The following is a 23,261-nucleotide window of genomic DNA, read 5'->3' as shown; positions in this document are numbered from 1 at the left end:
GTTTAAAAGGCCTTCTTACATATTTACATAGAAGGCCTTTTAATAAATTATTTTGTTTTTATTTAAAAGGTAGGTGAATTTTATGCGAATAAGAAGGTTTGCTAAAAGGTTAATTGCATTATTAATGGTATTTTTTTTCTTTTTAACAAGCAATGTAATAGCTAATGAATTTATAGATGAAATAAAAGATACAATTAGAGGTAACTATTTATATAATTTTGACGAAACAAAATTTGATGGTTCAAATATTAAAGAATCAATAAAAAATTTAGGAGATATATATAGTGAATATTTTTTTGCTGATGAATTTGATAATTATTTAGAAACTTTAAATGGAGGATATGTAGGAATAGGTGTATCTTTAGAAAAAGGTGAATATGGTATTTTGATTACGGGTGTTTTTGAAAATTCCTCTGCAAAACAGTCAGGAATATTACCAGGAGATATAATTGTGGAAGTAGATGGAGTGGACGTTAAAAATAAATCGCTTGAGGATGTAATAGTTAGTATTCGTGGTAAAGAAGGAACATATGTTAAGCTTAAAATAAAAAGAAAAAGTGATTTGTTAGAATATAATTTAAAAAGAACTAAAATAAGTACAACAACAGTAAGAGGGCAAATAATTAATGGTCATATTGGTTATATTAGCTTATTCTCATTTGAAGAAAATACTAATACTGAATTTTTAAATGTATATAATAGTTTAAAATCTAAAGGAGCAGATATATTTATTTTAGATGTTAGAAATAATGGGGGAGGTTTTATAGATTCAGCAGTAAAAGTATTATCTAATTTTATCGGTAACAATAATAGCGTAATATTAACTGATAAAAATGGTATTCAAACAAAGATAAAAAGTGATGTTGTTCCAAGTAAATTAATTAATGATAGATTTATATTGTTGACAAACGAAAATTCAGTAGGTTCGACGGAAATAATAGCAGCCGCATTAAAAGATTATAACAAGGCTTTAATTATTGGTAATAAAACATATGGTAAAGGGACATTACAAGACTATTTTGAATTATCAAATGGTGATGTTATAAAGCTAACAACTCATAAGCTTTATTCACCTTATGGAAAAGAAATAAATAAAGTAGGTGTATTACCACACATATATATTGAAAATGATATTTATGAAGTGGCAATGCAGCTTACAGAAAAAGAACCAGCTTTAGATAAGACAAATTATGTGAAATTTATAATAAATGGTAAAAATTATTATGTATACTTAAATGATGAAATACATTTTAATAAATTAATGAGTGTAATTAGTAATTGTGATATGTATATTGGTGTAAAAAATAATTGGATAAAAAAGGATTTAAACTATTATAAGCAAAAGGAGAATCCTTTTATAGAAATAAAAAAGGATATAAGTAATTTGCTTTTAGAGTTACAAAAAAGGGAAATTGAGCAAAAGAAAAAAGAACAAGAAAAAAACAATATCCAAAATAACCAATCTAATACTATACTGCAAAATAAAATTGTTACTAAAAAATATGGATATGTTTCAATAAGCAGACTTAATTTTAGACAATTACCTTCTAAAAAAAGTAAAATATTGTTTGTATTAAAAAGGAATACAAAAGTTGATATCTTAGGAAGTATTAATGGCTGGTATATAATCTCTTATAAATACAAATTAGCATATGTGTATGGGAAGTATATAAAAATAGCTAAATAAGAATCAAGGCCCATCTTTTATCTAACAAAAGATGGGCCTTGATTTACTTTGGACAAATTAAATTAATATATTTAGACTTTAATTGGAATTCAACTTTATTGGCAAGAAAAGTTTCTCCATCTAAATTTACAGCAAATAAGTCGTCAGACTCTATTTTTACCCTTTTACCTTTATAGAAACTAACTTCATTAAAATCTTTATGATTTCCCTTTATATATTTATTTAAAAGGAAAGGTATTTTAATCTTATTTATTTTCCTAATATGGCAAATGTCAAATTTGCCATCAAATATATCGGAATCAGGTGTTGGCATTATTCCACCACCATAGTATTTTCCATTTGAAATTGTAGTTAATAAAGTTTCAGATTCTATATTAATGTTATCAATTTGTATTTTAAATTGCTTATTTTTGTACTGTACTAACGTATTTATAAGATGATAAAGATAGCTTGTCTTACCACTAAATATTTTTTTGCCTCTTTGAACTTTGTGGGCTATTTCAGCATCTAATCCAACACTTGCTATATTTATAAAATATTTATTAAAGCATTTTCCTACATCACATTTTTTATAATCTGATTTGATTAATAGTTCTAAGATTTTATCAATATCCATTGTTTTATATATAGTTCTTGCAAAGTCATTTCCTGTTCCACACGGTAATACCCCAAGGGCAGCATTACTATCTATAATTCCATTTAATACCTCATTTAATGTGCCGTCGCCTCCTACGGCAATAATTCTTTCAAATTTTGCTATGTTTTTGTTTGCAATTTCTATTGCATTCTCAGGGTAATTTGTAAACTCGATTGAGTAGCTTATTCTGTTTCGTTCACATATGTTTTTTATGTTTTCAACAGCCTTAATAGCACGTCCGTTTCCTGCCTTAGGGTTTACAATAAAAAGCATAATATCCCACCTTTGAATTCAAATTAAGTAGAGGTTGTATGAAGGGATAGGTTTAAACAAAATTAATAGTGTTTATAAAGCCCCTTAATAGCCACAGTTTAAATTAATAAATCCATAAAAGGGGCTTTATAAAAAAATATAATATACAGTAGTTTTAAAATAATCTTTATTTAATTACTTTATATTTAAAATCCTTCTTGCTTCATTAGGAGTTGCAACATCTCTTCCAAGTTCCTTTGCTATTCTTACAACTCTTTCAACAAGCTGTGCATTTGATTTTGCAAGCTCACCTTTATTATAGTATATATTATCCTCAAGTCCAACTCTAACGTGTCCACCAAGAAGTATAGCAAAAATAGCCATAGGAAGTTGATGCCTTCCTATGCCTGCAACTGTCCAGGTTGAACCTTCTGGAATTGACCTTACCATATATGTAAGGCTGTCTATATCAGCAGGCATACCGGATGGAACTCCTAATACAAAGTCAAAATGAAGTGGTGTGTCTAAAAGTCCCATTTTAACAAGCCTTTTTGCGTTTTCAATCATTCCTCTATCAAAAACCTCTATTTCAGGTTTAATATTAAATTCCTTCATCTTTTTTGCAAAGTTTATGAGGGATGGAAAACTATTAACAAAAACTTCATCACCAAAATTTATTGTACCCGCATCAAGTGTTGCCATTTCAGGTCTTAATTTTACAGGTGCAAGTCTCTCCTCATCGCTCATACCAACTGCACCGCCTGTTGTTACCTGTAATATTGCATCAGGGCATTTTTGTCTTATTGCATCAAGTATTACTTTAAATCTTTCTTTATTCTGTGTTGGTGTTCCATCGTCCTCCCTAACGTGTATATGGAGTATAGATGCACCTGCGATATATGCCTCATAGGCTGATTGTGCCATTTCTTCTGCAGTATATGGTACAGCAGGATTTTGTTCCTTTGTAACTTCTGCACCTGTTAATGCACAAGTTATAATAAGCTTTTCCATACCAATTACCCCCTATTAAATCTCTGTTTATCCTTTGGAACAACACAGGTTCCTGACGCTCTGCATACGACAATAGGATTATCAAGAACATCACAGGCAGAATCGTTGTTAGGAATGTTTGCAGAAGTTATAACCTTCTTTGCCTCAAACTTCATTTTCCTTGATGTATTGCCAACTTCAATTATTTCACCAATAGCTTCAATATAATCCCCAGCATATACAGGTGCTAAAAATTCAACACTATCATAGGCTCTAAAAAGTCCTTCATCTCCATCGTGCCTAATTAGAAGCTCTGTTGCAACATCTCCAAACAATTGAAGCATTTTTGCACCATCTACTAAATTTCCAGCATAGTGTGCATCGTGACTGGACATTCTTACCCTAATTACAACCTTTTCTCCAATTGGCATATCGTTACCCCCTTAAAAATATTTTCATAATATTTATATTCTTCAAACAACAATCAAATCCTTTTTTATAAGCACTGACAAAAAATTTTTTTTTTCGACAAAGAAGGAATTTGAATTTAAGTGAAGAATATATGATTATGGAGGTGAAAAAAATGATTATGGATTCTTCCATTAGGGCTGCTGTAAAGTGCAGTGAGTGCGGAAGGTACACAAGTTTTCACATAAACTTATTTGAGGCAAAAAGGCCAACAAGTAGGAGATGTTCCTGTGGAAATATCGTATTTAAAGTTAGTGCTACTAAGGGAGAAGTTGACATAGATATACCGTGTATAGCTTGTGGGGAAACACATAGATATAAATATAAAATAAAAGATTTAATAGATAAATCAGTTAATATTTTAGCTTGCCCTGTTTGTGGTATGGAAATTGCCTTTTTGGGGAAAGAATATCTTGTAGATGATATGGTTAATAGGTATATGGATGATATGCTTGAATTATTAACTCATCTTGGAGTTATAGATAAAACAAAGAGGTGGGTTATAAAATAAAAATACTACAATGGGGAGTGATTATATGAAACTATTTATCGACACTGCCAATGTTGATGAAATTAGAGAGGCAGAAAGACTTGGTATAATCTGTGGAGTTACTACAAATCCTTCTCTTATTGCAAAGGAAGGAAGAGACTTTGTTGAAGTTGTAAAGGAAATTACTGAAATAGTTGATGGCCCAATAAGTGCAGAGGTAATAAGCCTTGAGGCTGAGGGTATGATTATGGAGGCAAGGGAACTTGCTAAAATTCATAAGAACATAGTAATTAAGATACCTATGACACTTGAGGGATTAAAGGCTGTTAAGGTTCTTTCAAAGGAAGGAATTAAAACAAATGTTACATTGATTTTCTCATCAGCACAGGCTTTACTTGCAGCTAAGGCTGGTGCTACCTATGTTAGCCCATTTGTGGGAAGATTAGATGATATAGGGCATAATGGAATGACATTAATTGAGGAGATAGTGAGAATATTTGATAACTATGGAATAGAAACAGAGATAATAGCTGCAAGCATAAGACATCCAATGCACGTTGTTGAAGCAGCACTTGCAGGTGCACATATTGCAACAGTACCATATAAGGTGCTTGTTCAAATGGCAAAACACCCTATGACTGATATAGGAATAGAAAAATTCCTAAAGGATTGGGAAACAGTTCCTAAAAAATAATTCATATTGTTTATAAGAAGGCCTAACTAAAAGATGCATTTTTAGTTAGGTCCTTTATTTTTGGTTATAAAGTGCCACCAAGAGCTCCGAAAAAATGATACCTTAAAAATTGTCACCACTATATATAGTGAATAAAAGATAATATGCGCAACTATATATAGTATGTTTTTAAAAATAATTTGATTTTTTCGGAGGTCTCCCACCCAGGTGAAATGTGACATTTTTAATTATAACCTTTGTTTTCTCTAAAATTATACCTATCTTGTTTGAGGGTGATTTTAGAAAGACAGGTTGGGTTATATAGAATATCCCCTAAAGAATTGCAAAACAATAAGACCACCGAAAGTTAGATAATTTCACATTTCATCTAAGTGGCACCAAATAGTATATCACATTACATAAATATATTTTAACAAAAATATATTTGACAAACAATTAACGTAAAGAGTATAATAAAAATGTTGATTAAGGGATAAATAGTATAGCACAATAGGAGGAATTTTTATGAATATGGATTTAGCACTTGGGCTTGTTAGGGTTACGGAGGCTGCCGCAATCAATGCTTCAAAATATATGGGACGTGGAGATAAAAATGCTGCTGATGAGGCTGCTGTAGAAGGTATGAGAGCTATGTTTGATAGTCTTCCAATTAAGGGAACGGTTGTTATTGGTGAGGGTGAAATGGATGAGGCACCAATGCTATATATAGGAGAGGTACTTGGAAGCGGTGACTATGAGGTGGATATTGCTGTTGATCCTTTAGATGGTACAAGCTTTGTGGCAAAGGGAATGCCAAATGCACTTGCTGTTGTTGCAATTGCAGAGAAGGGATCCCTTCTGCATGCACCTGATATGTATATGGAAAAGCTTGTTGTGGGACCAAAGGCAAGGGGAGTAGTATCGCTGGATGCTCCTTTGAGTGAAAATATAATAAATGTAGCAAAGGCTCTTAATAAAGATGTATCAAATGTAACTGTTGTAATACAGGATAGACCAAGACATAAACATTTAATGGATGAGGTAAGAAAGGTAAATGCAAGATTAAAATTATTTAACGATGGAGATATACAGGAGGCACTTGCAACGTGTTTTGATGAGAGTGGTGTAGACATTATGGTGGGAATAGGTGGAGCACCTGAGGGGGTTATAACAGCTGCTGCAGTAAAGTGCATTGGTGGAGATTTTCAAGGGAGACTCTTTCCTACTAACGATGAGGAAAAAAAGAGATGTTTTGATATGGGTATAACTGATTTAAGTAGGGTTATGCAGCTTGATGATATAGTAAAGTCAGATGATGTGTATTTTGCAGCAACAGGAGTATCTGATGGAGATATACTTAAGGGAGTTGTATTTTTAGGTAAGGATAGGGCAAAAACAAGTTCTATTGTAATGAGGGCAAAGACAGGAACAATAAGATATATAAATGCTATACATAATTTAAGTAAAAGAGGGTATTAAATCTTAAAGGAGCCTATTGGCTCCTTTTTTATGTATAGTTATAATTTAAAAAAACTGAGGTTGTAATTAGAAAATGTCACATTTCACCTGGGTGGCACTTTATTGAGTAGCATATATAAAAATTATGTTATATTATATATTGACTTTGGGTATATAAAGTATATATAATATAATTAGTAATTTGGAATGGGGGAGTAATATGGATATTGATTTGGCTTTATCTTATGTAAGAGTTACAGAGGCAGCAGCAATTAGTGCCTCAAAACTTTTAGGAAGAGGAGATAAAAATGCTGCAGATGATGCGGCAGTTTCTGCTATGAGAAGGATGTTTGACTTAATTCCAATAAAGGGTAAGGTTGTAATAGGCGAAGGAGAGATGGATGAAGCTCCTATGCTCTACATTGGTGAAGAGCTTGGTATTAGAGATGAGGATAGTATAGAGGTTGATATTGCAGTTGACCCACTTGATGGAACTAATCTTGTAGCAAAGGGACTTCCTAATGCACTATCTGTTGTTGCAATTTCTCCTAAGGGAGGACTTCTTAATGCACCTGATATGTATATGGAAAAGATAGCTGTAGGAAGACGAGCAAAGGGGTGTGTTTCTTTGGATGCACCACTTGAGGAGAATATAAAAAATGTAGCAAGGGCCTTAAATAAAAAGGTGGAAGATGTAACTGTAATAATGCTTGATAGAGAAAGACATTATGGTCTTATGGAAAAGGTTAGAAAAGTAGGTGCAAGAATGAAGCTAATAACAGATGGAGATATTGCAGCGGCAATAGCGACAGGGTTTGAGGATACAGGAATAGATATTATGGTTGGTTCAGGTGGTGCACCTGAAGGAGTAATAGCTGCTGCTGCATTAAAGTGTTTGGGAGGAGACTTTCAAGGTAGGCTATGTGTAACGTCTGAGGAAGAAAAAATAAGATGTATTGAGATGGGAATAACGGATTTAAATAAGTTAATGTATATAGATGATATAGTTAAGGCAGATGATGTATATTTTGCAGCAACAGGTGTGTCAGATGGCGACCTTTTAAAGGGTGTTGTATATTTAGGTAAGGATAAAGTAAAGACACAATCTGTAGTTATGAGGTCAAAAACAGGAACAGTAAGATTTATAAATGCAATTCATAGATTAAGTTAATAAGATAGAATGTAAGGTGCCAAGTAGATGGCACCTTGTTTAATTATGTAACTGTGAACTACTTATATAGAGGTGGAGGCTTTGTAGTAGTTAATACTCAAAATAGATAAAGTTTTTCTAAGCTTATAGGGTTGTTTCATCCTAAATAATACTGCTATGGGTTTTATTATATAGCTTCTTTTTACTATGTAATTATTTTGTTTTTTAAGAAAAGTGACATTCATCATTCATTAACAGAATTATATAACTTCTGTTCTTATTTATTGAATTAGTAGGATTTTAAATTGTTAATTATGTTTAACAGTATTAGTTCTACTTTACATTTCTAATATAGAGTATTAAAATAATAATAGTCGAGTCTTATAGTCTGTTCTATTCGTCTATTTCCCCAGTTATCCGAATTTAATAAAAAAGTTTCATTATAGAGTTAAATGTCCTTATGTGTTGTAAAAATATGGAGGTGTAGTATGAATTTTGAAGAATTGAAGGGTAAGACGCTGGAGGAGCTAAGGCAGATTGCAAAGGATTATGACATAAAATCTGTTTCAAAGTTCAGAAAGAGCGAACTTATCGAGGAAATATTAAGGTTAGAAGAGGAGAAGAGCAGGGTAAAGCCTCAAGAGATTATAGTCCCTGAAATTGAAGAAGAAAAAAGTGAACCGCTTCGTGATGAGGAGATAAAGCTTCACGATATAGATGTAGAAAAGAGGGAAAAGATACAGGAACTTCTTCAGGATGCTGATACGGTTGAGGGTGTATTTGAGCTTATAGAAAATCAGCAATATGGTTTTTTAAGATTGGATAACTACCAACAGGGCCCAAGGGATATATATGTATCTCCGTCACAAATAAGAAGATTTAATTTGAAAACGGGTGATTTAATAAAGGGTAAGGCAAGGTTTCCGAAGGAGACTGAAAAATATAAGGCACTTATATACCTACAAGAGATTAATGGAATGCATCCTGAAAAGGTAATAGGTAGAAAAAGCTTTGAAACATTAACTCCAATATATCCAAATAAAAGACTAAGTCTTGAAGTTTCAAGTGGAGATTTAGCAACAAGACTTATAGATATTTTAGCTCCAATAGGAAGAGGACAAAGAGGGCTTATTGTTGCACCTCCAAAGGCAGGAAAAACTGTTCTTTTAAAGAAGATAGCAAATGCAATTACAACAAATCACCCAGATGTTGAGCTTATAGTTCTTTTAATAGATGAAAGACCAGAGGAAGTAACAGATATGCAAAGGTCTATAAAGGGTGAGGTAGTATATTCAACCTTTGATAATGAGCCGGAAAACCATACAAGAATAGCAGAACTTGTTCTTGAAAGAGCAAAGAGGCTTGTTGAGCTAAAGAAGGACGTTGTTATACTTCTTGATAGTATTACTCGTCTTGCAAGGGCCTATAACCTTACAATAAACCCAACTGGAAGAACATTATCAGGAGGACTTGATCCTGGTGCATTGATTCAGCCTAAGAAGTTTTTTGGAGCGGCAAGAAATATTGAAGAGGGTGGAAGTTTAACAATACTTGCAACAGCCCTTGTAGAAACTGGAAGCCGTATGGATGATGTTATTTTTGAAGAGTTTAAAGGTACTGGAAATATGGAAGTACATCTTGATAGAAAACTTCAAGAAAGAAGAATATTCCCTGCAATAGATATATATAAATCAGGTACAAGAAGAGAGGATCTTCTATTAAATGAGGATGAAAAATCAGCTGTTATGGCTATAAGAAGACTTCTTGCAAACGAAACAACTCAAGATGCAACAGAAAAGCTGTTAAATTCAATTGCAAGAACAAAGACAAATAAAGAGTTTGTACAGATGGCAGCAAAGGTTTTAAAGGATTAATTTAGATATTGAAAAACTATAATAAATGTGGTATAATCTAAAAAGTTGACGGAAGGTACTACATAAAGCTTATATATTATGTTAAGAATATATGAAAGAGGTGAAATAAATGAGAGATATCCATCCAAATTACAATCACGATGCAGTTGTAAAGTGTGCTTGCGGTAATACTTTCACAACTGGATCAGTTAAGAAGGAACTTAAGGTAGAAATCTGTTCAAACTGCCACCCATTCTTCACAGGAAAGCAAAAGATGCTTGTTGAACAAGGTGGAAGAATGGATAAGTTTATGAAGAAGTACAACCTAAAGATTGAAGAATAATTTCTTTGACCGGCATGCCGGTCTTTTTTCATATAATAGGATGGAGGGATATTATGTACGGCCCAAAGGATCACGGATATATTGAGGTTATAGTAGGTCCAATGTATAGTGGAAAAAGTGAAGAACTTATAAGAAGAATCAAAAGAGCAAAGATTGCAAAGCAAAATGTATTGGTTTTCAAGCCTATAATTGATGATAGATATAGTAAAACCTGTGTTGTTTCCCATACAGGTATAAAGGAAGAGGCAATATGTATTCAAAACCCAGAGGAAATATTAAATTATGTTAAGGATACAACAGATGTAGTTGCGATAGATGAAGTTCAGTTTTTTGATGAAAAGGTAGTAGATGTATGTAAAAAGCTTGCAGATAAGGGCAAGAGGGTAATTTGTGCAGGTCTTGATATGGACTTTAGAGGAGAACCCTTTGGGCCTATCCCAAGGCTACTTGCAATTGCAGAGTTTGTAGATAAGATTCAGGCTATATGTGTTGTTTGCGGAAACCCTGCAACAAGAACACAAAGACTAATTAACGGAAAGCCTGCAAAATATAGCGACCCTATTATTTTAGTTGGTGCAACTGAAGCATATGAGGCAAGATGTAGAAAGTGTCATATAGTTCCTAAGGAGTGATTTAATGAAGGGTGTTGTAGACAGGATTGAGGGGAATGTGGTTGTAATTGTTTTAGATGATGAAGATGTAGTTGAAGTAGATATTAAGAATTTTGATAATAAAGTAACAGAAGGGGATGTTGTATATAAAGGCGTATATAACTGGGTTGTGGATGAAGAAGAGACATTAAAGAGAAAAAAAGAAGTAGAAAATTATCTGAATTTATTTGATGAATAATTTTATAATGAAAAATCCAGTATTTTAAGGTATAAGATACTTAGATTGTTGACAAACCTACTTGTTAGCTGAATTTTGAAAAAGCCCCATGAAAGGATTTCAAAAGGCTCTTTCATGAGCTTTAGCAATTCTTAGCTTTTCGACTTTGGAAAAGTCCGTAATTCGGCACAGGACGTGCCGAGCCGAGCGGCCATCAGGACGATGGCATCGCGAGGGTAGGACTTTTTTAAATAAAGAAAAGCTTAGAATTGATTAGCGAAATGAACGAATGCCTTAAAATCCTTCATGGGGCTAATCAATATATAACTTTTTCAACAGCCTGAGTATCTTAATATATAAGACACTGGATTTTTTTATTTTAGTTTATCTTTTACGAACATTGGACAAAATATTACATAATATGGAGTAGGAAAAAATAAAAGGGGGGCCATATATGCCAGATGTAAGAAATAATATGTCAATTGATGTAAAACCTGAGGAAAATAGGGGAATTTGTAATCCAACACAAAATGAGCAAACTATAGAAGTTACAAATACAGAGACAAAATGCCTATGCAAAAACTATCAGTATGGAAGAAAGAAATATGTTAAGATACCTGTAGTTCTTGCAGAATTTACCGTTCAGATAGATACAGAAGCAGATATAACTCTTCCAGAGGATGCAATAGATATTAAGTTTATAGACAAAAATGTTTATTTAACTCAATGTCATCTAATTCCAGGAACTAACAAAGTATATCTTGCAGGTTATGTAAGAAAAAATATAGTGTATTCAACCTTAGGTGGAGTAACAGGAAAGGGTATAGCAGGTAATATAAGACACGCAACTTTAAACGTACCATTTGACTGTGTAACAGAGGTATGTTTTGAAAGATATCCAAAGATTTATTCAACACCTCCAAAGAAGGAGGTAGAGTTCTTAGATTGTAAAAAGCCTGGCAAGAATATGAAGGAAGATAATTATAAGCACGTAGAGATATTTAATGAAAGAGTATATTGTGAATTAGAGAACGCATATATCTATGAAACAGATATTAAGCTTGACTCAAGACCAGTTAGAGGGTTTGAGACTGAAGAAGTATTTAGAAGAATAAAGGAAAAGATGGTTGTATATGTAACAATAAAGCTTCTCCAAAATCAGCAGGTATGCTGGGATGGGCCAGTTAGTTATGAAGAAGATGAGGAAGAAAAATTTGATGAACTAAAGGTTGAATTTGAGGATGAGAAATAATTTATAAAAATCCATAAGGTATTTTGCCTTATGGATTTTTTGTATCATATATAGACACAGTCTCAAGTTTATACAAAATTAAGGTGTATAAACTTGAGACTTTTTTATTTTTAGATTGGCATATAAATTGCTTTAAAATATTAAGAAAATTCTATACACGGAGGTGGAGTGATGTCACAGGTAATTGTAAGTGGAATTATAACAGGAAGCCTTTATGCACTTGCTGCATTAGGATTGGTTTTAATATTTAAAACATCGGATGTGGTAAATTTTGCACAGGGCGAGATGGCAATGTTTTGTACATTTATCGCATATACCTTTATGACCTTTGTAGGACTACCATACTATATAGCCTTTCCCTTAACAATAATTTGTGCTGGTATTTTAGGGGTAATTGTTTATAGATTGATTATAAAGCCCCTATCAAAGTCAAATGTTTTAAGCATAATGATTGCAACATTAGGCTTAATTATGATTTTAAATGGACTTGCAGGAAATATATTTGGTTTTGAGACAAAGAGTTTCCCAAAGCTAATAAATGCAAAAAACATAAATATACTTGGTGTATCCCTTGAACCTAACAGCCTATTAATAGTTTTAATAACCTTTGCTATTATGTTGTCACTTTTCTTCTATTTCAAAACTATGGAGGGAATAGCTATAAGAGCAGTTGCACAGGATGTTGATGCAGCCAAGCTAATGGGTATATCAGTAAAGAGGGTTACAGTAACAACTTGGATAATAAGTTCAATGCTTGCAGCAACAGCAGGTATGCTAATTGCACCAACAACATTTTTAGATATAAATATGATGTCTGAAGTGCATTTAAAATCCTTCTGTGCAGCAGTTTTAGGAGGTTTTAATACATTTGTTGGCCCAGCAGTTGGTGGCGTATTGATTGGTATTCTTGAAAATTTAGTTGGTAAATATATATCCCTTGCTTGGAAAACAGTTTTTGCCTTCATATTAATCATAGTAATGTTAGTGGTAAGGCCTAATGGATTATGTGGCAAAAGCTATAGAAAGAAGGTGTAGAGTATGAAAAAATATATGAAACAGGTTATTATTTTAGCAATATTTATACTTCTTCCGTTAGTTTTTAATTTTAATAGAAGCTTTATGACTCTTTTAAATATGGCCGGAATTTATGTTGTTATTGCAATAGGTTTTAACATACTTTTAGGATATGCAGGTCAAATTTCACTTGGACACGCTGCCTTTGTAGGAATTGGTGCATATACCACAGCAATTTTATCAACAAAGTGTAATCTTTCCTTCACACTTATAATTCCAATTGTAATTTTAATAAGTGGAATATTAGGATTTATTTTAGGTCTTCCTGCCCTTAGACTTCAGGGAAACTATCTTGCTATTGCAACATTAGGATTTGGTGTTGCCTTTAGCCATATATTTATGGAATGGGAAAGTGTAACAGGTGGTTTTTCGGGTATAAAGGGAATTAATCCACCCAATTTATTTGGATATCAATTTAAAACAAGACTGTCGATGTACTATTTTATCCTTTTCTTTATTGTAGTTTCAATCATATTTGCTAAAAACCTTATTAAAACAAAAACAGGAAGAGCTCTAATGGCTATAAGAGATAGCGAATATGCAGCTATGTCCCTTGGAATAGATGTTGCAAAGTATAAAACTATAGCCTTCTTAATAAGTGCAATATATGCAGGCGTTGCAGGTAGTCTTTATGCCTTTTTATTTAGACAAGTATACCCAAATACCTTTGATGTTGGTATGTCCTTAAACATACTTGCAATGATTGTAATAGGTGGAATTGCCTCAATTGAAGGATCTGTTGTTGGAGCACTTTTTATTACCTTGATTCCTGAATTTTTAAAGAATATAAAAGTACAAAATGCATCCTTTATACTTACAGGATTATTATTAATTTTATGTGTTATGTATTTCCCCTATGGACTTGTTGATATATATAGAAGATTTAAGGTGTGGCTGAAGAAAAAGGCAGCAGTTAAAGATGAGGGGGTTAAGGTATGAACAAGCAGGCATTAAACTTTAAAGATATAACAATTGCCTTTGGAGGGTTAAAAGCTATTGATAGTCTTTCCTTTGATGTTAAAGAGGGAGAGATAGTTGGTATAATAGGCCCAAATGGTGCTGGAAAAACAACTCTATTTAATATAATAAGTCGTTTTTATAAGCAGGATACAGGAAAAATTGAGGTATTTGGGGAGGATGTAAGTTCACTAAAGCCCCACGATGTAATAAATAAGGGAATAGTTAGAACTTTTCAAAATGTAGAGCTTTTTAAGCATATGACAGTATTAGATAATCTCCTAATAGGTCAGCATAGAAACTTAAACTATAACATATTTTCAAGCCTTATAATGACAAGAAGGGTTAAAAGGATAGAGGAGGATGCAAAGAAGAGGGCCTTTGAAATATTAAATATATTAGGTATTGGAAACTATGCCTATTACTATCCGATAAATCTTCCCTATGGAATACAAAAGAAGGTAGAACTTGCAAGGGCACTAATATCAAATCCAAAGATTTTAATATTAGATGAACCTGCAGCAGGAATGAATGATACAGAGACTATTGATTTATCAAACAAGCTAAAGGAATTAAAGGATAAGTTCAATTTAACAATCATAGTAATAGAGCACCATATGCCCTTTGTTATGAATATATGTGACAGAGTTGTAGTTTTAAATTTTGGTAAAAAGATTGCAGAAGGAACCCCAAATGAAATTAAGACAAATCCTCAGGTTATAGAAGCATATTTAGGATAGGGGGGAATAAGATGCTTACAATTAAAAATCTAAAAGTCAACTATGGTTATGTTAATGCACTAAAGGGGGTTGATATATATATAAAAGGGGGACAAATTGTTAGTATTTTAGGTTCAAATGGAGCTGGAAAAACAAGCCTCCTAAAGGCGGTGTCAGGACTTGTTGAGGATAAGTCTGGTACTATTTTATTTGATGGACAGGATATAACAAATATGTCAACAGAAAAAATAGTATCACTTGGAATTAGTCACTGCCCAGAGGGGAGAAGAATATTTCCTCAGCTTACTGTTGAGGAGAACTTAAAAATAGGTGCATATGTATTGAGAAATAAAAAAGTAAATTTACAGGATGAATTTGAAAGAGTATATGGCTTCTTTCCAAAGTTAAAGGAGAGGAGAAGGCAGGTAGCAGGTACCTTAAGTGGAGGAGAACAGCAGATGCTTGCAATTGGTAGGGCACTTATGTCAAAACCTAAGCTTTTAATGCTTGATGAGCCTTCCCTTGGACTTGCTCCAATTATTGTTAATGAGATTTTTAAGATAATAAAACAAATAAATAGTGAAGGTGTAACAGTCTTATTAATTGAACAAAACGCAAATGGGGCATTAAAAATATCGGACTACAGCTATGTTCTTGAGTTAGGTCAAGTAGTATCAGAGGGAGATAGTAAGAAACTTTTAAATGATGAAGGCATTAGAAAATCTTATCTTGGTGCATAATTAATTTAAAAATATAAAGGGGGAATTTTTTATGAAAAAAATCTTATCAATCCTATTAACGCTTGTCTTATCACTATCTTTACTTTCAGGCTGTGGTAAAGAGACAAAAACAACATTAGCACAAGGGGTAGACGAAAAGACTATAAAGGTTGGAACAATAGGGCCAACATCAGGACCTATTGCAATAGTTGGAGTTCCTATGCTACACGGAATGCAGGCTTATTTTAATATGGTTAATGACTTAGGTGGAGTAAATGGTAGAAAGATTGAACTTATTGCAAAGGATGACCAATTTAAGCCAGATTTAGCACTTCAAAAGGCTGAAGAACTTGTTGAAAAGGATAAGGTATTTGCTATTGTAGGTCAACTTGGTACACCAGGATGTCTTGGAACATTAGATTATTTCAAGGAAAAGGGAATACCTGCAGTATATCAAGGAACAGGAGTTAGTGCCTTTGCAAAGGCAAAGGGTAACTACTTCCCAGTACAACCAAACTATACATTTGAAGGTGGACTACTTGTTAAATATGCTGTAGATAATCTAAAGGCAAATTCTATTGCAATAATATATGGTAATGATGATGCGGGAAAGGAAGAGCTTGAGGGGGTTAAGGCACAACTTAAGAAGATGGGTAAAGAGGATGTTTTAAAGGCAGAGGTTCCATTTAATACACAGGATCTTGATTTCTCAGCACACGTTCAAAAGGCAGCAGAGGTTAAGCCAGATGTTACTATTGTTGTTGGATATCAAAAGGCAGTTCCTGGTATTTTACTTGAAGCAAAGAAGCAAGGTTTTAAGACTCAATTTATGACTTCATATATCAATGCAGATTTAACAATGCTAACACTTGCAAAGGATGCAGCAGATGGTGTTATTGTTACAGCTTGGGTTCCAGATATAACAGATCCAAATAATCAAGCAGCTAAAAAGTTTATTGAAACATATAAAAAATACTTCCCAAATGAAACACCAAATGCCTTTGCAGCTGCTGGTTGGGTTGCAGCAGAGGTATTTGTAGAGGGATTAAAGAGAGCAGGAAATGACTTATCTTGGGAAGGATATATAAAGGCTATGGAAACATTTAAGGATTGGAATGATGGTATTGCGAAGGGTATAACCTATACAAAGGACAGAAGAAATGGCGTTGAAAAGATGTATTTTATGAAGGCAGTTTGGGATGAAAAGATGCCAAGATTTGAAAAGATATCAGACTTTGTTGGACTTGAATAGGAGTTGATATTATGCCATTTGAAATAATAAACGATAAGAGGATGTACTATGAAGTATATGGAGAAGGTGAACCGCTTATTCTATTAAATGGAATAATGATGTCTACTGCAAGTTGGTCAGCATTTGTAGGAGTACTTTCAAAGTATTATAGAGTAGTTTTGGTGGATTTAATAGACCAAGGCAGGTCAGACAAGGGAGATGCCTTTTATACACAGGATATGCATACTGATATGTTATATGAACTTACCAAAAGGCTCAATATAGATAAGTTTAACCTTCTTGGTATCTCCTATGGTGGAGAAGTTGCAATGCTTTATGCATTAAAATATCAGAATACTTTAAAATCCCTCATCCTTTCAAATACAACTGCATATACAACTAAAATTATGAAACATATTGGTGATGCGTGGGAATATGCCGCTTCACTTTATGATACAAAAAATTTTATGAAGGCGACATTACCTTATATATATTCACAAAGATTCTATGAAGAAAATTTTAAATGGATTAACGATAGAATTGAGCTATTTGATAGTTTATTTACCAAAGAATGGTATGATGGTTTTAGAAGGGCTGTTAAAAGTGCAGATGAATTAAATATTTTAGATAGGATTTCAGAAATAAAAGTTCCAACTCTAATTATAAGCAGTGAATTAGATATAATAACTCCTTTATACTACCAACTTGAAATAAAAAATAGAATAGAAAACAGCAGATGGATAGAGATTAAAGAGGCAGGACACGCATCTATGTATGAAAGACCAAATGAATTTGCCCTTGCTGTTATAGGATTTTTAAAGACAGCAGAATTTGATATTAAGATTAAATGATAGTAAGTAAACAAAAGGTGCTTGTTACCTTTTGTTTACTTATTTAATTTAGAATATTTTATATTTTTATTCAAATATAATTTATATTTATTTATAATAAAATATAGTAGAGACTAAAAAGAATTTGGGGTGAGGGGAATGATTAATTTTATGAAGACAAAGGAATTCAATTTTTTTTGTAAAAATTTATTTGATAAGTTACCTGTTCCAGTTGACTTTTTAGATAAAGATGGAAGAATTGTTTATATAAATAGATGTTTTTTAGAATTTTTAGGTTTAAATGAAGAGGATGTATTAGGAAGGGTTGTTACAGAGGTTGAACCTACCTCTAAATTTTTAGAAACATTAAAATATAGACAAGCAGAGGTGGCTAAAAGGCACGTTTTTTCAAATGGAAAAGAGGCAATTGTACATAGAATTCCAATAATAGATGAGAAGGACAATCTAATAGGTGGATTTGGAATGCTTCTATTTGATGACTATGAAAAGCTAAAGCAGGTAACAGAACAGATAGAGAAAATACATAAAGAACTTAATCTATATAAAAATGAGATAGCAAAGATGAATAGGGCAAAATATTCCCTTGCTGATATAATAGGTGAGTCAAAGCCTATGAAGCAGGCAAAATCTAAGGTTAAAAAGCTTGCCAGAGTAAATTCAAATATTTTGATTATAGGCGAGAGTGGAGTAGGTAAAGAGCTTTTTGCCCACGCTATTCATAACGAAAGTGAAAGAAATGAATTTCCTTTTGTTTCAATAAACTGTTCTGCTATTCCAGAAAATCTACTTGAGGCAGAGTTTTTTGGATATGAGGATGGTGCCTTTACAGGAGCAAGAAAGGGAGGAAACATTGGTAAGTTTGAACTTGCAAATGGAGGCACAATATTCTTAGATGAGATAGGGGATATGCCTCTATATATGCAGGCAAAACTTTTGAGGGTTTTGCAGGAGAAGGAAGTTGTAAGAATAGGTTCAAATAAGGTTGTAAAGCTTGATGTTCGTGTTATATGTGCAACCCATAAAAATTTAGAACAGCTTGTAAATGAAGGTAAGTTTAGAGAGGACTTGTACTATAGACTAAATGTACTTTCCTTAGATATTCCTCCATTGAGACAGAGAAGGGAGGATATACCTCTTTTAGTTCAAAGTTTTGTAGAGAAGTTTTATAAGGAGACGGGACTTTATAGGGAAATACCAGAGGAAGTTATGAATATATTGTGCAACTATGATTGGCCAGGGAACATAAGGGAGCTTAAAAATATAGTTGAGAGAATATGCGTCAATGCAGATGATACTGAAGTTACGGTTAACGACCTTCCAGCAGCAATATTAAATAAGACCTTTAGGATTGAACACAAGAAAAATCAAGGTTTAAAGGAGATTATGGAGAACATAGAGAAGGAAATAATAATAAGTACGCTAAAGGAGTGCAACAATAATAAGAGTCTTGCAGCCAGTAAGCTAAATATTCCAAGGGCTTCCTTATATAGAAAGATTGAAGAATATAACATAGAGAGTGAAAATAAATAATACATATGTAATAATTTGTTACACAGGAGTACCTTTAAAATGGTGCTCCTTAATTATTTTTTTTTGGCATAGTTTTTGCAATATTCATAAAAAAAGCTAAGGGGTGATGTTATGAGAAAGCACGTTGGAATTGCTGGGGTTTCTTATTATATTCCAGATAAATTTATGACAGCAAAAGAGGTAAGCGAGGCAACGGGAGGAGTTTGGACAGAGGAGGCTGTTATAGAAAAACTTGGATTTTATAAAAAGCCAATACCAGGAGAAGATGATGGAACACAGGAGATGGGGGTTAAGGCAGCACTAAATTGCCTAAAGGAATACAATATAGATCCTATGGAAATAGATGTTGTAATTTGCATAGGAGAAGAGTGGAAGGAATATCCATTAACTACATCCGCAATATACATACAAGAGAAGATAGGTGCAAAAAGGGCCTATGGTTTTGACCTGCAACAAAGATGCTGTACCTGCATTACTGCAATGAAGGTTGCAAAGGATATGATGATGAGCGATGATTCAATGAATACAGTTTTAATTGTAGGTGGATATAGAAACGGCGACTTTATCGATTATAAAAATAATAGGGTTAGTTTTATGTATAACTTAGGTGCAGGTGGTGGTGCATTAATTCTTAAAAAGAATTTAGGTAAAAATGAGCTTTTAGAGTCTGCAATAATTAGCGATGGCTCCTTTGCAAGAGATGTTGGTGTAAGATACGGTGGTACTGTAAATCCAATTAACAGAGAGAATGTGGATTATGCGTATAAGTCCCTTGATGTATTTGATGTAGAGGGAATGAAGCAGAGGTTAAATGAAAAATCAACACCAAACTTCCTAAAGGTTATAAGGGATTCGCTAAAAAAGAGTGGATATTCACAGGAGGATATAGGTTATCTTGCAATACTTCATTTTAAATATTCTGCACATAAGTATATTTTAAATGAGCTGGGACTCGATGAATCAAAATCAGTTTATCTATGTGATTATGGTCATATAGGACAGATAGACCAGATTTTATCCTTAAAGCTTGGTTTAGAGCAGGGAAAGGTTAAGGATGGAGATATTGTTGTTATGGTTGGTGCAGGCATAGGATATGCTTGGGCAGCAAATACAATCAAATGGGGAAAAATTGAAGATTAAGGAGGCAGGATTTTTATGAACTTTAGAGAAGAATATAATAGAAAGCTAAAAAGCCTTGATGAAATTTTGTATTTAGTTAAATCCGACTATGAAGTTTGTGTAGCACTTGCGGGTGCAGAACCTATGGACTTTTTAGGAAGACTTCACGAGATAAAGGATGAGGTTCAAAATGTATCGGTATTAACTTGTCTTAATATGGCTAACTACAAATTTACAAGTGAACCTGATATGGAGGGGCATTTTATAAATAACACTTGGTTCTATAGTCCGCTTACAAGAAAGGCACATCAAAATAGAACAGCAAGCTTTTTACCAAACCACCTACATCTTGCAGCAAGACAAAGATTAGGATATAGAAGGCCTAATATATTTGTTGGAACGGCAACACCAATGGATAAGCACGGCTATTTTAGCCTATCTCTTTCTGTAACCTATGAGAGGGAATATATTGAGGCGGCAGATATAGTGATACTTGAGGTAAATGAAAATTATCCAAGGACCTATGGTGATACCTTTGTTCATATAAGTGAGGTAGACTACATTTATGAAAGCAATAGAAAACCTCCAGAACTTACAATCGTTGAACCAAATGAAAAGGATATGATTATTGGAAACTATATAGCAGAGCTTATTGAAGATGGTTCGACTATACAGCTTGGTATTGGTGGAATTCCTAACGCTGTATCAAAGGCTCTTATAAATAAAAAGGATTTAGGTGTTCATACAGAGATGTTTACAGATGGAATGGTGGATCTATATAATGCAGGAGTTATAACAAATAAAAAGAAGACACTTCATAGGGATAAATTTATAGCAACCTTTGCACTTGGAACTAAAAAGCTATATGATTTTATAGACGAAAATCCAGCAGTTGAATTTAAAAGAGGATGCTATACCAATGATCCATATGTTATAGGTCAAAACTATAAGATGGTTTCTATAAATACATCCCTTCAGGTTGACTTAACTGGACAGTGCTGTTCAGAGGCAATAGGACACCTTCAATACAGTGGAACAGGTGGACAATCAGATACTGCAATAGGAGCACAAAACAGTGTAGGTGGAAAGTCTATAATTGCACTTTATTCAACTGCAAAGAATGATACAATATCTACAATTGTTCCAATGCTCTCACAGGGAGCAGCAGTTTCACTTTCAAGAAATGATGTGGATTATGTTGTAACTGAGTATGGAGTTGCACCGCTTAAGGGAAGAACAATAAGAGAGAGGGTAAGAAATTTAATTAGTATTGCACATCCAAACTTTAGAGAACAATTAAAGAAGGATGCAGAAAAATATATGATTTGGTAGGAGGGGGATTATGGGAAAGGTAGAATTAAAAAAGGTAGAGCTTAAAAATGGAGAGGTAATTGGCTATCGTGAAGGGGGAGAAGGAAAAACAATTCTTCTTGTACACGGCAATATGGTTTCCTCAAGGCACTGGGGAGAACTGTTAGAGAGACTTGCAGACGAATACCACGTTGTTGCAGTAGATTTAAGAGGTGCAGGTGAATCAAGCTACAATAGACCAATTGAAACATTCAAAGACTTTGCAGAGGATATTAAGCTTCTATGTGATGAACTGAATTTAAGGGATTTTCTACTAATAGGATGGTCTATGGGTGGAGGAATCTCCCAAAGATTTGCAGCAGACTATCAAGGTTATGCCAATAGTCTAATACTTTATGAATCAATTCCCTGTTCAGGGTATTCATATCACAAAAAGGGACCAAATGGCGAATTTTTACCTGAATGTTATCAAAATAAAGAAGAACTATTGCAGGATAGAATCCAATTAAAACCTATGATAGATGCCCTTGAAAATAACAATAGAGCCTTTATTAAGTATCTTTGGGATCAACTTGTTTTTAATGTTGTAAAGCCAAGTGATGAAGAGTATGAAAAGCTTTTAGATGACATATTTATGACAAGAAATCTAAGGGATGCAGCTTGGGCAGCCCACAGCTTCAACATCTCCCATATGTACAATGGTGTAACACAGGGGAGTGGAGAGGTCGATAATATAACTATACCTGTTAGAATCTTTGCTGGAGATAGGGATTTGATTGTTCCTTCAAACTTAGCATACTTTACTGCAAAGGAAATTGGTGATAATGCAGAGGTTGTAATTTTAAATGGCTGTGGCCATACTCCACATTATGATAATATAGAGCTTGTATTACAAAAGATAAAGGAATTTTATAGATAAGTAATTTAAGGTGCCAAATACTTACCATAGTTTCCCCTTATACTGTTTTGGCACCTTTTTTCTTTAAGTGTATAAATATGATAAGGTGTCTAAAATATATACATTTTTTAAAAAAGATAGCCGCTTAAAGTACATTATTTAAAGACTATTTTATGGCATATAATTTGCTTTTACTTTTTAAAAGGCAGCTGACTCTATGGCAGTTGACCTTATATAAAAAAAAGGGGGGATTTTAAAATTTTTTAAAAGCTATCTTTAAATTTTAAATAAGTGGGGAGGTTTGGTTATGAATAAGAAGGATTTAACTGTATTAGTTATTTTGATTTCAGCAGTATTAATGTTAATAGCTCAATTTACTAAAAATAATATGTTGTTTGCACTTTCTTTTCCTTTTGTATGTATAGCTTGGATGTGGCTTGGTGCGATGAAGAAGGATGGCGTTAGAGGTAGGGCGAAGGTTTCACTTATTTCAATACTTATAATATGGTTAATTGCCTTTTCTTCTATGGTTTCAATGAATAGTACTGAAGTGACTGGATATTTCTTAGGCCTTCCAAAGGCAACAGCTATAATGGTATATGGTGTATGGGTTGCATCATTTTTAGTTGTAACTTTAGTTTATGCATTAAGGTTTGATAAGGATTACATAACAAATGAAGATATTAAGGAATTTAATCAAAGAACAGGTGCTAATATAAACATAGAAGTGACTGAAAACAATCAAGGGAAATTGAATATGTAATGGGGGGA

General features: G+C 33.2%; 24 protein-coding genes. 21 read left to right on the top strand and 3 right to left on the bottom strand.

Features of this window, described 5'->3' with window-relative positions:
• The first annotated feature begins 82 nt into the window (after positions 1 to 82).
• Positions 83 to 1,687 carry a S41 family peptidase gene (locus A3M9_RS0103460; RefSeq protein WP_027307971.1) on the top strand — a complete coding sequence of 535 codons (1,605 nt, stop codon included), beginning with the start codon at positions 83 to 85 and terminating at the stop codon, positions 1,685 to 1,687.
• 43 nt (positions 1,688 to 1,730) lie between these two features.
• Here the strand turns inward: A3M9_RS0103460 and A3M9_RS0103455 are convergent, their stop codons facing one another.
• The 3 genes from A3M9_RS0103455 to A3M9_RS0103445 form a co-directional block, all read right to left on the bottom strand.
• Positions 1,731 to 2,597 carry a diacylglycerol kinase family protein gene (locus A3M9_RS0103455; RefSeq protein ID WP_035165744.1) on the bottom strand — a complete coding sequence of 289 codons (867 nt, stop codon included), beginning with the start codon at positions 2,595 to 2,597 and terminating at the stop codon, positions 1,731 to 1,733.
• Positions 2,598 to 2,771: 174 nt separating this feature from the next.
• The gene (locus A3M9_RS0103450) at positions 2,772 to 3,587 is read right to left on the bottom strand and encodes a 3-keto-5-aminohexanoate cleavage protein (protein WP_027307969.1); all 816 of its coding nucleotides are present in this window, start codon (positions 3,585 to 3,587) and stop codon (positions 2,772 to 2,774) included.
• A gap of 5 nt (positions 3,588 to 3,592) precedes the next feature.
• Positions 3,593 to 3,997 carry a hotdog domain-containing protein gene (locus A3M9_RS0103445; RefSeq protein WP_035165741.1) on the bottom strand — a complete coding sequence of 135 codons (405 nt, stop codon included), beginning with the start codon at positions 3,995 to 3,997 and terminating at the stop codon, positions 3,593 to 3,595.
• Between the two features lie 152 nt (positions 3,998 to 4,149).
• Here A3M9_RS0103445 and A3M9_RS0103440 point away from each other — a divergent pair, with 152 nt between their 5' ends.
• The 20 genes from A3M9_RS0103440 (at position 4,150) to A3M9_RS0103345 (ending at position 23,253) form a co-directional block, all read left to right on the top strand.
• Positions 4,150 to 4,545 (top strand): hypothetical protein, encoded by a 396-nt coding sequence (locus A3M9_RS0103440; protein ID WP_027307967.1) that lies wholly within the window; start codon positions 4,150 to 4,152, stop codon positions 4,543 to 4,545.
• Between the two features lie 25 nt (positions 4,546 to 4,570).
• Positions 4,571 to 5,218: a fructose-6-phosphate aldolase gene (gene fsa, locus A3M9_RS0103435; protein WP_027307966.1), complete on the top strand. Its 648-nt coding sequence runs from the start codon at positions 4,571 to 4,573 to the stop codon at positions 5,216 to 5,218.
• A gap of 504 nt (positions 5,219 to 5,722) precedes the next feature.
• A complete protein-coding gene (glpX, locus tag A3M9_RS0103430) occupies positions 5,723 to 6,676 on the top strand; it encodes a class II fructose-bisphosphatase (RefSeq protein WP_027307965.1) in 954 nt (317 codons plus the stop codon).
• Between the two features lie 199 nt (positions 6,677 to 6,875).
• Positions 6,876 to 7,826 (top strand): class II fructose-bisphosphatase, encoded by a 951-nt coding sequence (glpX, locus tag A3M9_RS0103425; RefSeq protein WP_027307964.1) that lies wholly within the window; start codon positions 6,876 to 6,878, stop codon positions 7,824 to 7,826.
• A gap of 467 nt (positions 7,827 to 8,293) precedes the next feature.
• Positions 8,294 to 9,679: a transcription termination factor Rho gene (rho, locus tag A3M9_RS0103420; protein ID WP_027307963.1), complete on the top strand. Its 1,386-nt coding sequence runs from the start codon at positions 8,294 to 8,296 to the stop codon at positions 9,677 to 9,679.
• Between the two features lie 109 nt (positions 9,680 to 9,788).
• Positions 9,789 to 10,001 (top strand): 50S ribosomal protein L31, encoded by a 213-nt coding sequence (gene rpmE, locus A3M9_RS0103415; protein WP_027307962.1) that lies wholly within the window; start codon positions 9,789 to 9,791, stop codon positions 9,999 to 10,001.
• Positions 10,002 to 10,054: 53 nt separating this feature from the next.
• Positions 10,055 to 10,633, top strand: coding sequence for a thymidine kinase (locus tag A3M9_RS0103410; protein WP_027307961.1), 579 nt, complete (start codon positions 10,055 to 10,057; stop codon positions 10,631 to 10,633).
• 4 nt (positions 10,634 to 10,637) lie between these two features.
• Complete coding sequence (locus A3M9_RS0103405; RefSeq protein ID WP_027307960.1) at positions 10,638 to 10,850, top strand: DUF3006 domain-containing protein; 213 nt, start codon at positions 10,638 to 10,640, stop codon at positions 10,848 to 10,850.
• A gap of 433 nt (positions 10,851 to 11,283) precedes the next feature.
• Positions 11,284 to 12,081, top strand: coding sequence for a CsxC family protein (locus A3M9_RS13090; RefSeq protein ID WP_051350575.1), 798 nt, complete (start codon positions 11,284 to 11,286; stop codon positions 12,079 to 12,081).
• 171 nt (positions 12,082 to 12,252) lie between these two features.
• Complete coding sequence (locus tag A3M9_RS0103395) at positions 12,253 to 13,116, top strand: branched-chain amino acid ABC transporter permease (RefSeq protein WP_198011931.1); 864 nt, start codon at positions 12,253 to 12,255, stop codon at positions 13,114 to 13,116.
• Between the two features lie 3 nt (positions 13,117 to 13,119).
• Positions 13,120 to 14,094 (top strand): branched-chain amino acid ABC transporter permease, encoded by a 975-nt coding sequence (locus A3M9_RS13085; protein WP_035165738.1) that lies wholly within the window; start codon positions 13,120 to 13,122, stop codon positions 14,092 to 14,094.
• The gene (locus tag A3M9_RS0103385) at positions 14,091 to 14,852 is read left to right on the top strand and encodes an ABC transporter ATP-binding protein (RefSeq protein WP_027307958.1); all 762 of its coding nucleotides are present in this window, start codon (positions 14,091 to 14,093) and stop codon (positions 14,850 to 14,852) included. Before A3M9_RS13085 ends, A3M9_RS0103385 begins: the two co-directional genes overlap by 4 nt.
• Positions 14,853 to 14,863: 11 nt before the next feature.
• On the top strand, positions 14,864 to 15,571 hold the full coding sequence (locus tag A3M9_RS0103380) for an ABC transporter ATP-binding protein (protein ID WP_027307957.1): 708 nt from the start codon (positions 14,864 to 14,866) through the stop codon (positions 15,569 to 15,571).
• Between the two features lie 31 nt (positions 15,572 to 15,602).
• Positions 15,603 to 16,802, top strand: coding sequence for an ABC transporter substrate-binding protein (locus A3M9_RS0103375; RefSeq protein WP_027307956.1), 1,200 nt, complete (start codon positions 15,603 to 15,605; stop codon positions 16,800 to 16,802).
• An 11-nt stretch (positions 16,803 to 16,813) separates the two neighbouring features.
• Positions 16,814 to 17,632, top strand: a complete 819-nt coding sequence (locus tag A3M9_RS0103370; protein ID WP_027307955.1) for an alpha/beta fold hydrolase — start codon at positions 16,814 to 16,816, stop codon at positions 17,630 to 17,632.
• A 138-nt stretch (positions 17,633 to 17,770) separates the two neighbouring features.
• The gene (locus A3M9_RS0103365) at positions 17,771 to 19,162 is read left to right on the top strand and encodes a sigma-54-dependent Fis family transcriptional regulator (RefSeq protein ID WP_035165736.1); all 1,392 of its coding nucleotides are present in this window, start codon (positions 17,771 to 17,773) and stop codon (positions 19,160 to 19,162) included.
• Positions 19,163 to 19,273: 111 nt separating this feature from the next.
• Entirely contained in the window at positions 19,274 to 20,302 is a 1,029-nt protein-coding gene (locus A3M9_RS0103360; protein ID WP_027307953.1) for a 3-oxoacyl-ACP synthase, read from the top strand.
• Positions 20,303 to 20,317: 15 nt separating this feature from the next.
• Positions 20,318 to 21,613 carry an acetyl-CoA hydrolase/transferase family protein gene (locus A3M9_RS0103355; protein ID WP_027307952.1) on the top strand — a complete coding sequence of 432 codons (1,296 nt, stop codon included), beginning with the start codon at positions 20,318 to 20,320 and terminating at the stop codon, positions 21,611 to 21,613.
• A gap of 10 nt (positions 21,614 to 21,623) precedes the next feature.
• Entirely contained in the window at positions 21,624 to 22,511 is an 888-nt protein-coding gene (locus A3M9_RS0103350) for an alpha/beta fold hydrolase (RefSeq protein ID WP_027307951.1), read from the top strand.
• Between the two features lie 286 nt (positions 22,512 to 22,797).
• A complete protein-coding gene (locus tag A3M9_RS0103345; RefSeq protein WP_027307950.1) occupies positions 22,798 to 23,253 on the top strand; it encodes a hypothetical protein in 456 nt (151 codons plus the stop codon).
• The last annotated feature ends 8 nt before the right edge of the window (positions 23,254 to 23,261 follow it).

Source organism: Caloramator sp. ALD01 (genome assembly GCF_000472625.1).
Taxonomy (GTDB): Bacteria; Bacillota; Clostridia; order Clostridiales; family Caloramatoraceae; genus Thermobrachium; species Thermobrachium proteoclasticum.
Note: the sequence above shows the minus strand (reverse complement) of the source record. Positions and strands in the feature narration are given on the sequence as shown.

Bases quoted from the DNA above. Each gene is read 5' to 3' on its own strand.
- rho (WP_027307963.1), top strand. From the start codon at position 8,294: ATGAATTTTGAAGAATTGAAGGGTAAGACGCTGGAGGAGCTAAGGCAG.
- A3M9_RS0103455 (WP_035165744.1), bottom strand. From the start codon at position 2,597: ATGCTTTTTATTGTAAACCCTAAGGCAGGAAACGGACGTGCTATTAAG.
- A3M9_RS0103440 (WP_027307967.1), top strand. From the start codon at position 4,150: ATGATTATGGATTCTTCCATTAGGGCTGCTGTAAAGTGCAGTGAGTGC.
- A3M9_RS13085 (WP_035165738.1), top strand. From the start codon at position 13,120: ATGAAAAAATATATGAAACAGGTTATTATTTTAGCAATATTTATACTT.
- A3M9_RS0103365 (WP_035165736.1), top strand. From the start codon at position 17,771: ATGATTAATTTTATGAAGACAAAGGAATTCAATTTTTTTTGTAAAAAT.
- A3M9_RS0103445 (WP_035165741.1), bottom strand. From the start codon at position 3,997: ATGCCAATTGGAGAAAAGGTTGTAATTAGGGTAAGAATGTCCAGTCAC.
- A3M9_RS0103375 (WP_027307956.1), top strand. From the start codon at position 15,603: ATGAAAAAAATCTTATCAATCCTATTAACGCTTGTCTTATCACTATCT.
- A3M9_RS0103345 (WP_027307950.1), top strand. From the start codon at position 22,798: ATGAATAAGAAGGATTTAACTGTATTAGTTATTTTGATTTCAGCAGTA.
- A3M9_RS0103370 (WP_027307955.1), top strand. From the start codon at position 16,814: ATGCCATTTGAAATAATAAACGATAAGAGGATGTACTATGAAGTATAT.
- A3M9_RS0103380 (WP_027307957.1), top strand. From the start codon at position 14,864: ATGCTTACAATTAAAAATCTAAAAGTCAACTATGGTTATGTTAATGCA.
- A3M9_RS0103450 (WP_027307969.1), bottom strand. From the start codon at position 3,587: ATGGAAAAGCTTATTATAACTTGTGCATTAACAGGTGCAGAAGTTACA.
- A3M9_RS0103385 (WP_027307958.1), top strand. From the start codon at position 14,091: ATGAACAAGCAGGCATTAAACTTTAAAGATATAACAATTGCCTTTGGA.
- A3M9_RS0103410 (WP_027307961.1), top strand. From the start codon at position 10,055: ATGTACGGCCCAAAGGATCACGGATATATTGAGGTTATAGTAGGTCCA.
- A3M9_RS0103460 (WP_027307971.1), top strand. From the start codon at position 83: ATGCGAATAAGAAGGTTTGCTAAAAGGTTAATTGCATTATTAATGGTA.
- A3M9_RS0103350 (WP_027307951.1), top strand. From the start codon at position 21,624: ATGGGAAAGGTAGAATTAAAAAAGGTAGAGCTTAAAAATGGAGAGGTA.
- fsa (WP_027307966.1), top strand. From the start codon at position 4,571: ATGAAACTATTTATCGACACTGCCAATGTTGATGAAATTAGAGAGGCA.
- A3M9_RS0103395 (WP_198011931.1), top strand. From the start codon at position 12,253: ATGTCACAGGTAATTGTAAGTGGAATTATAACAGGAAGCCTTTATGCA.
- A3M9_RS0103405 (WP_027307960.1), top strand. From the start codon at position 10,638: ATGAAGGGTGTTGTAGACAGGATTGAGGGGAATGTGGTTGTAATTGTT.
- glpX (WP_027307965.1), top strand. From the start codon at position 5,723: ATGAATATGGATTTAGCACTTGGGCTTGTTAGGGTTACGGAGGCTGCC.
- A3M9_RS0103355 (WP_027307952.1), top strand. From the start codon at position 20,318: ATGAACTTTAGAGAAGAATATAATAGAAAGCTAAAAAGCCTTGATGAA.
- glpX (WP_027307964.1), top strand. From the start codon at position 6,876: ATGGATATTGATTTGGCTTTATCTTATGTAAGAGTTACAGAGGCAGCA.
- A3M9_RS0103360 (WP_027307953.1), top strand. From the start codon at position 19,274: ATGAGAAAGCACGTTGGAATTGCTGGGGTTTCTTATTATATTCCAGAT.
- rpmE (WP_027307962.1), top strand. From the start codon at position 9,789: ATGAGAGATATCCATCCAAATTACAATCACGATGCAGTTGTAAAGTGT.
- A3M9_RS13090 (WP_051350575.1), top strand. From the start codon at position 11,284: ATGCCAGATGTAAGAAATAATATGTCAATTGATGTAAAACCTGAGGAA.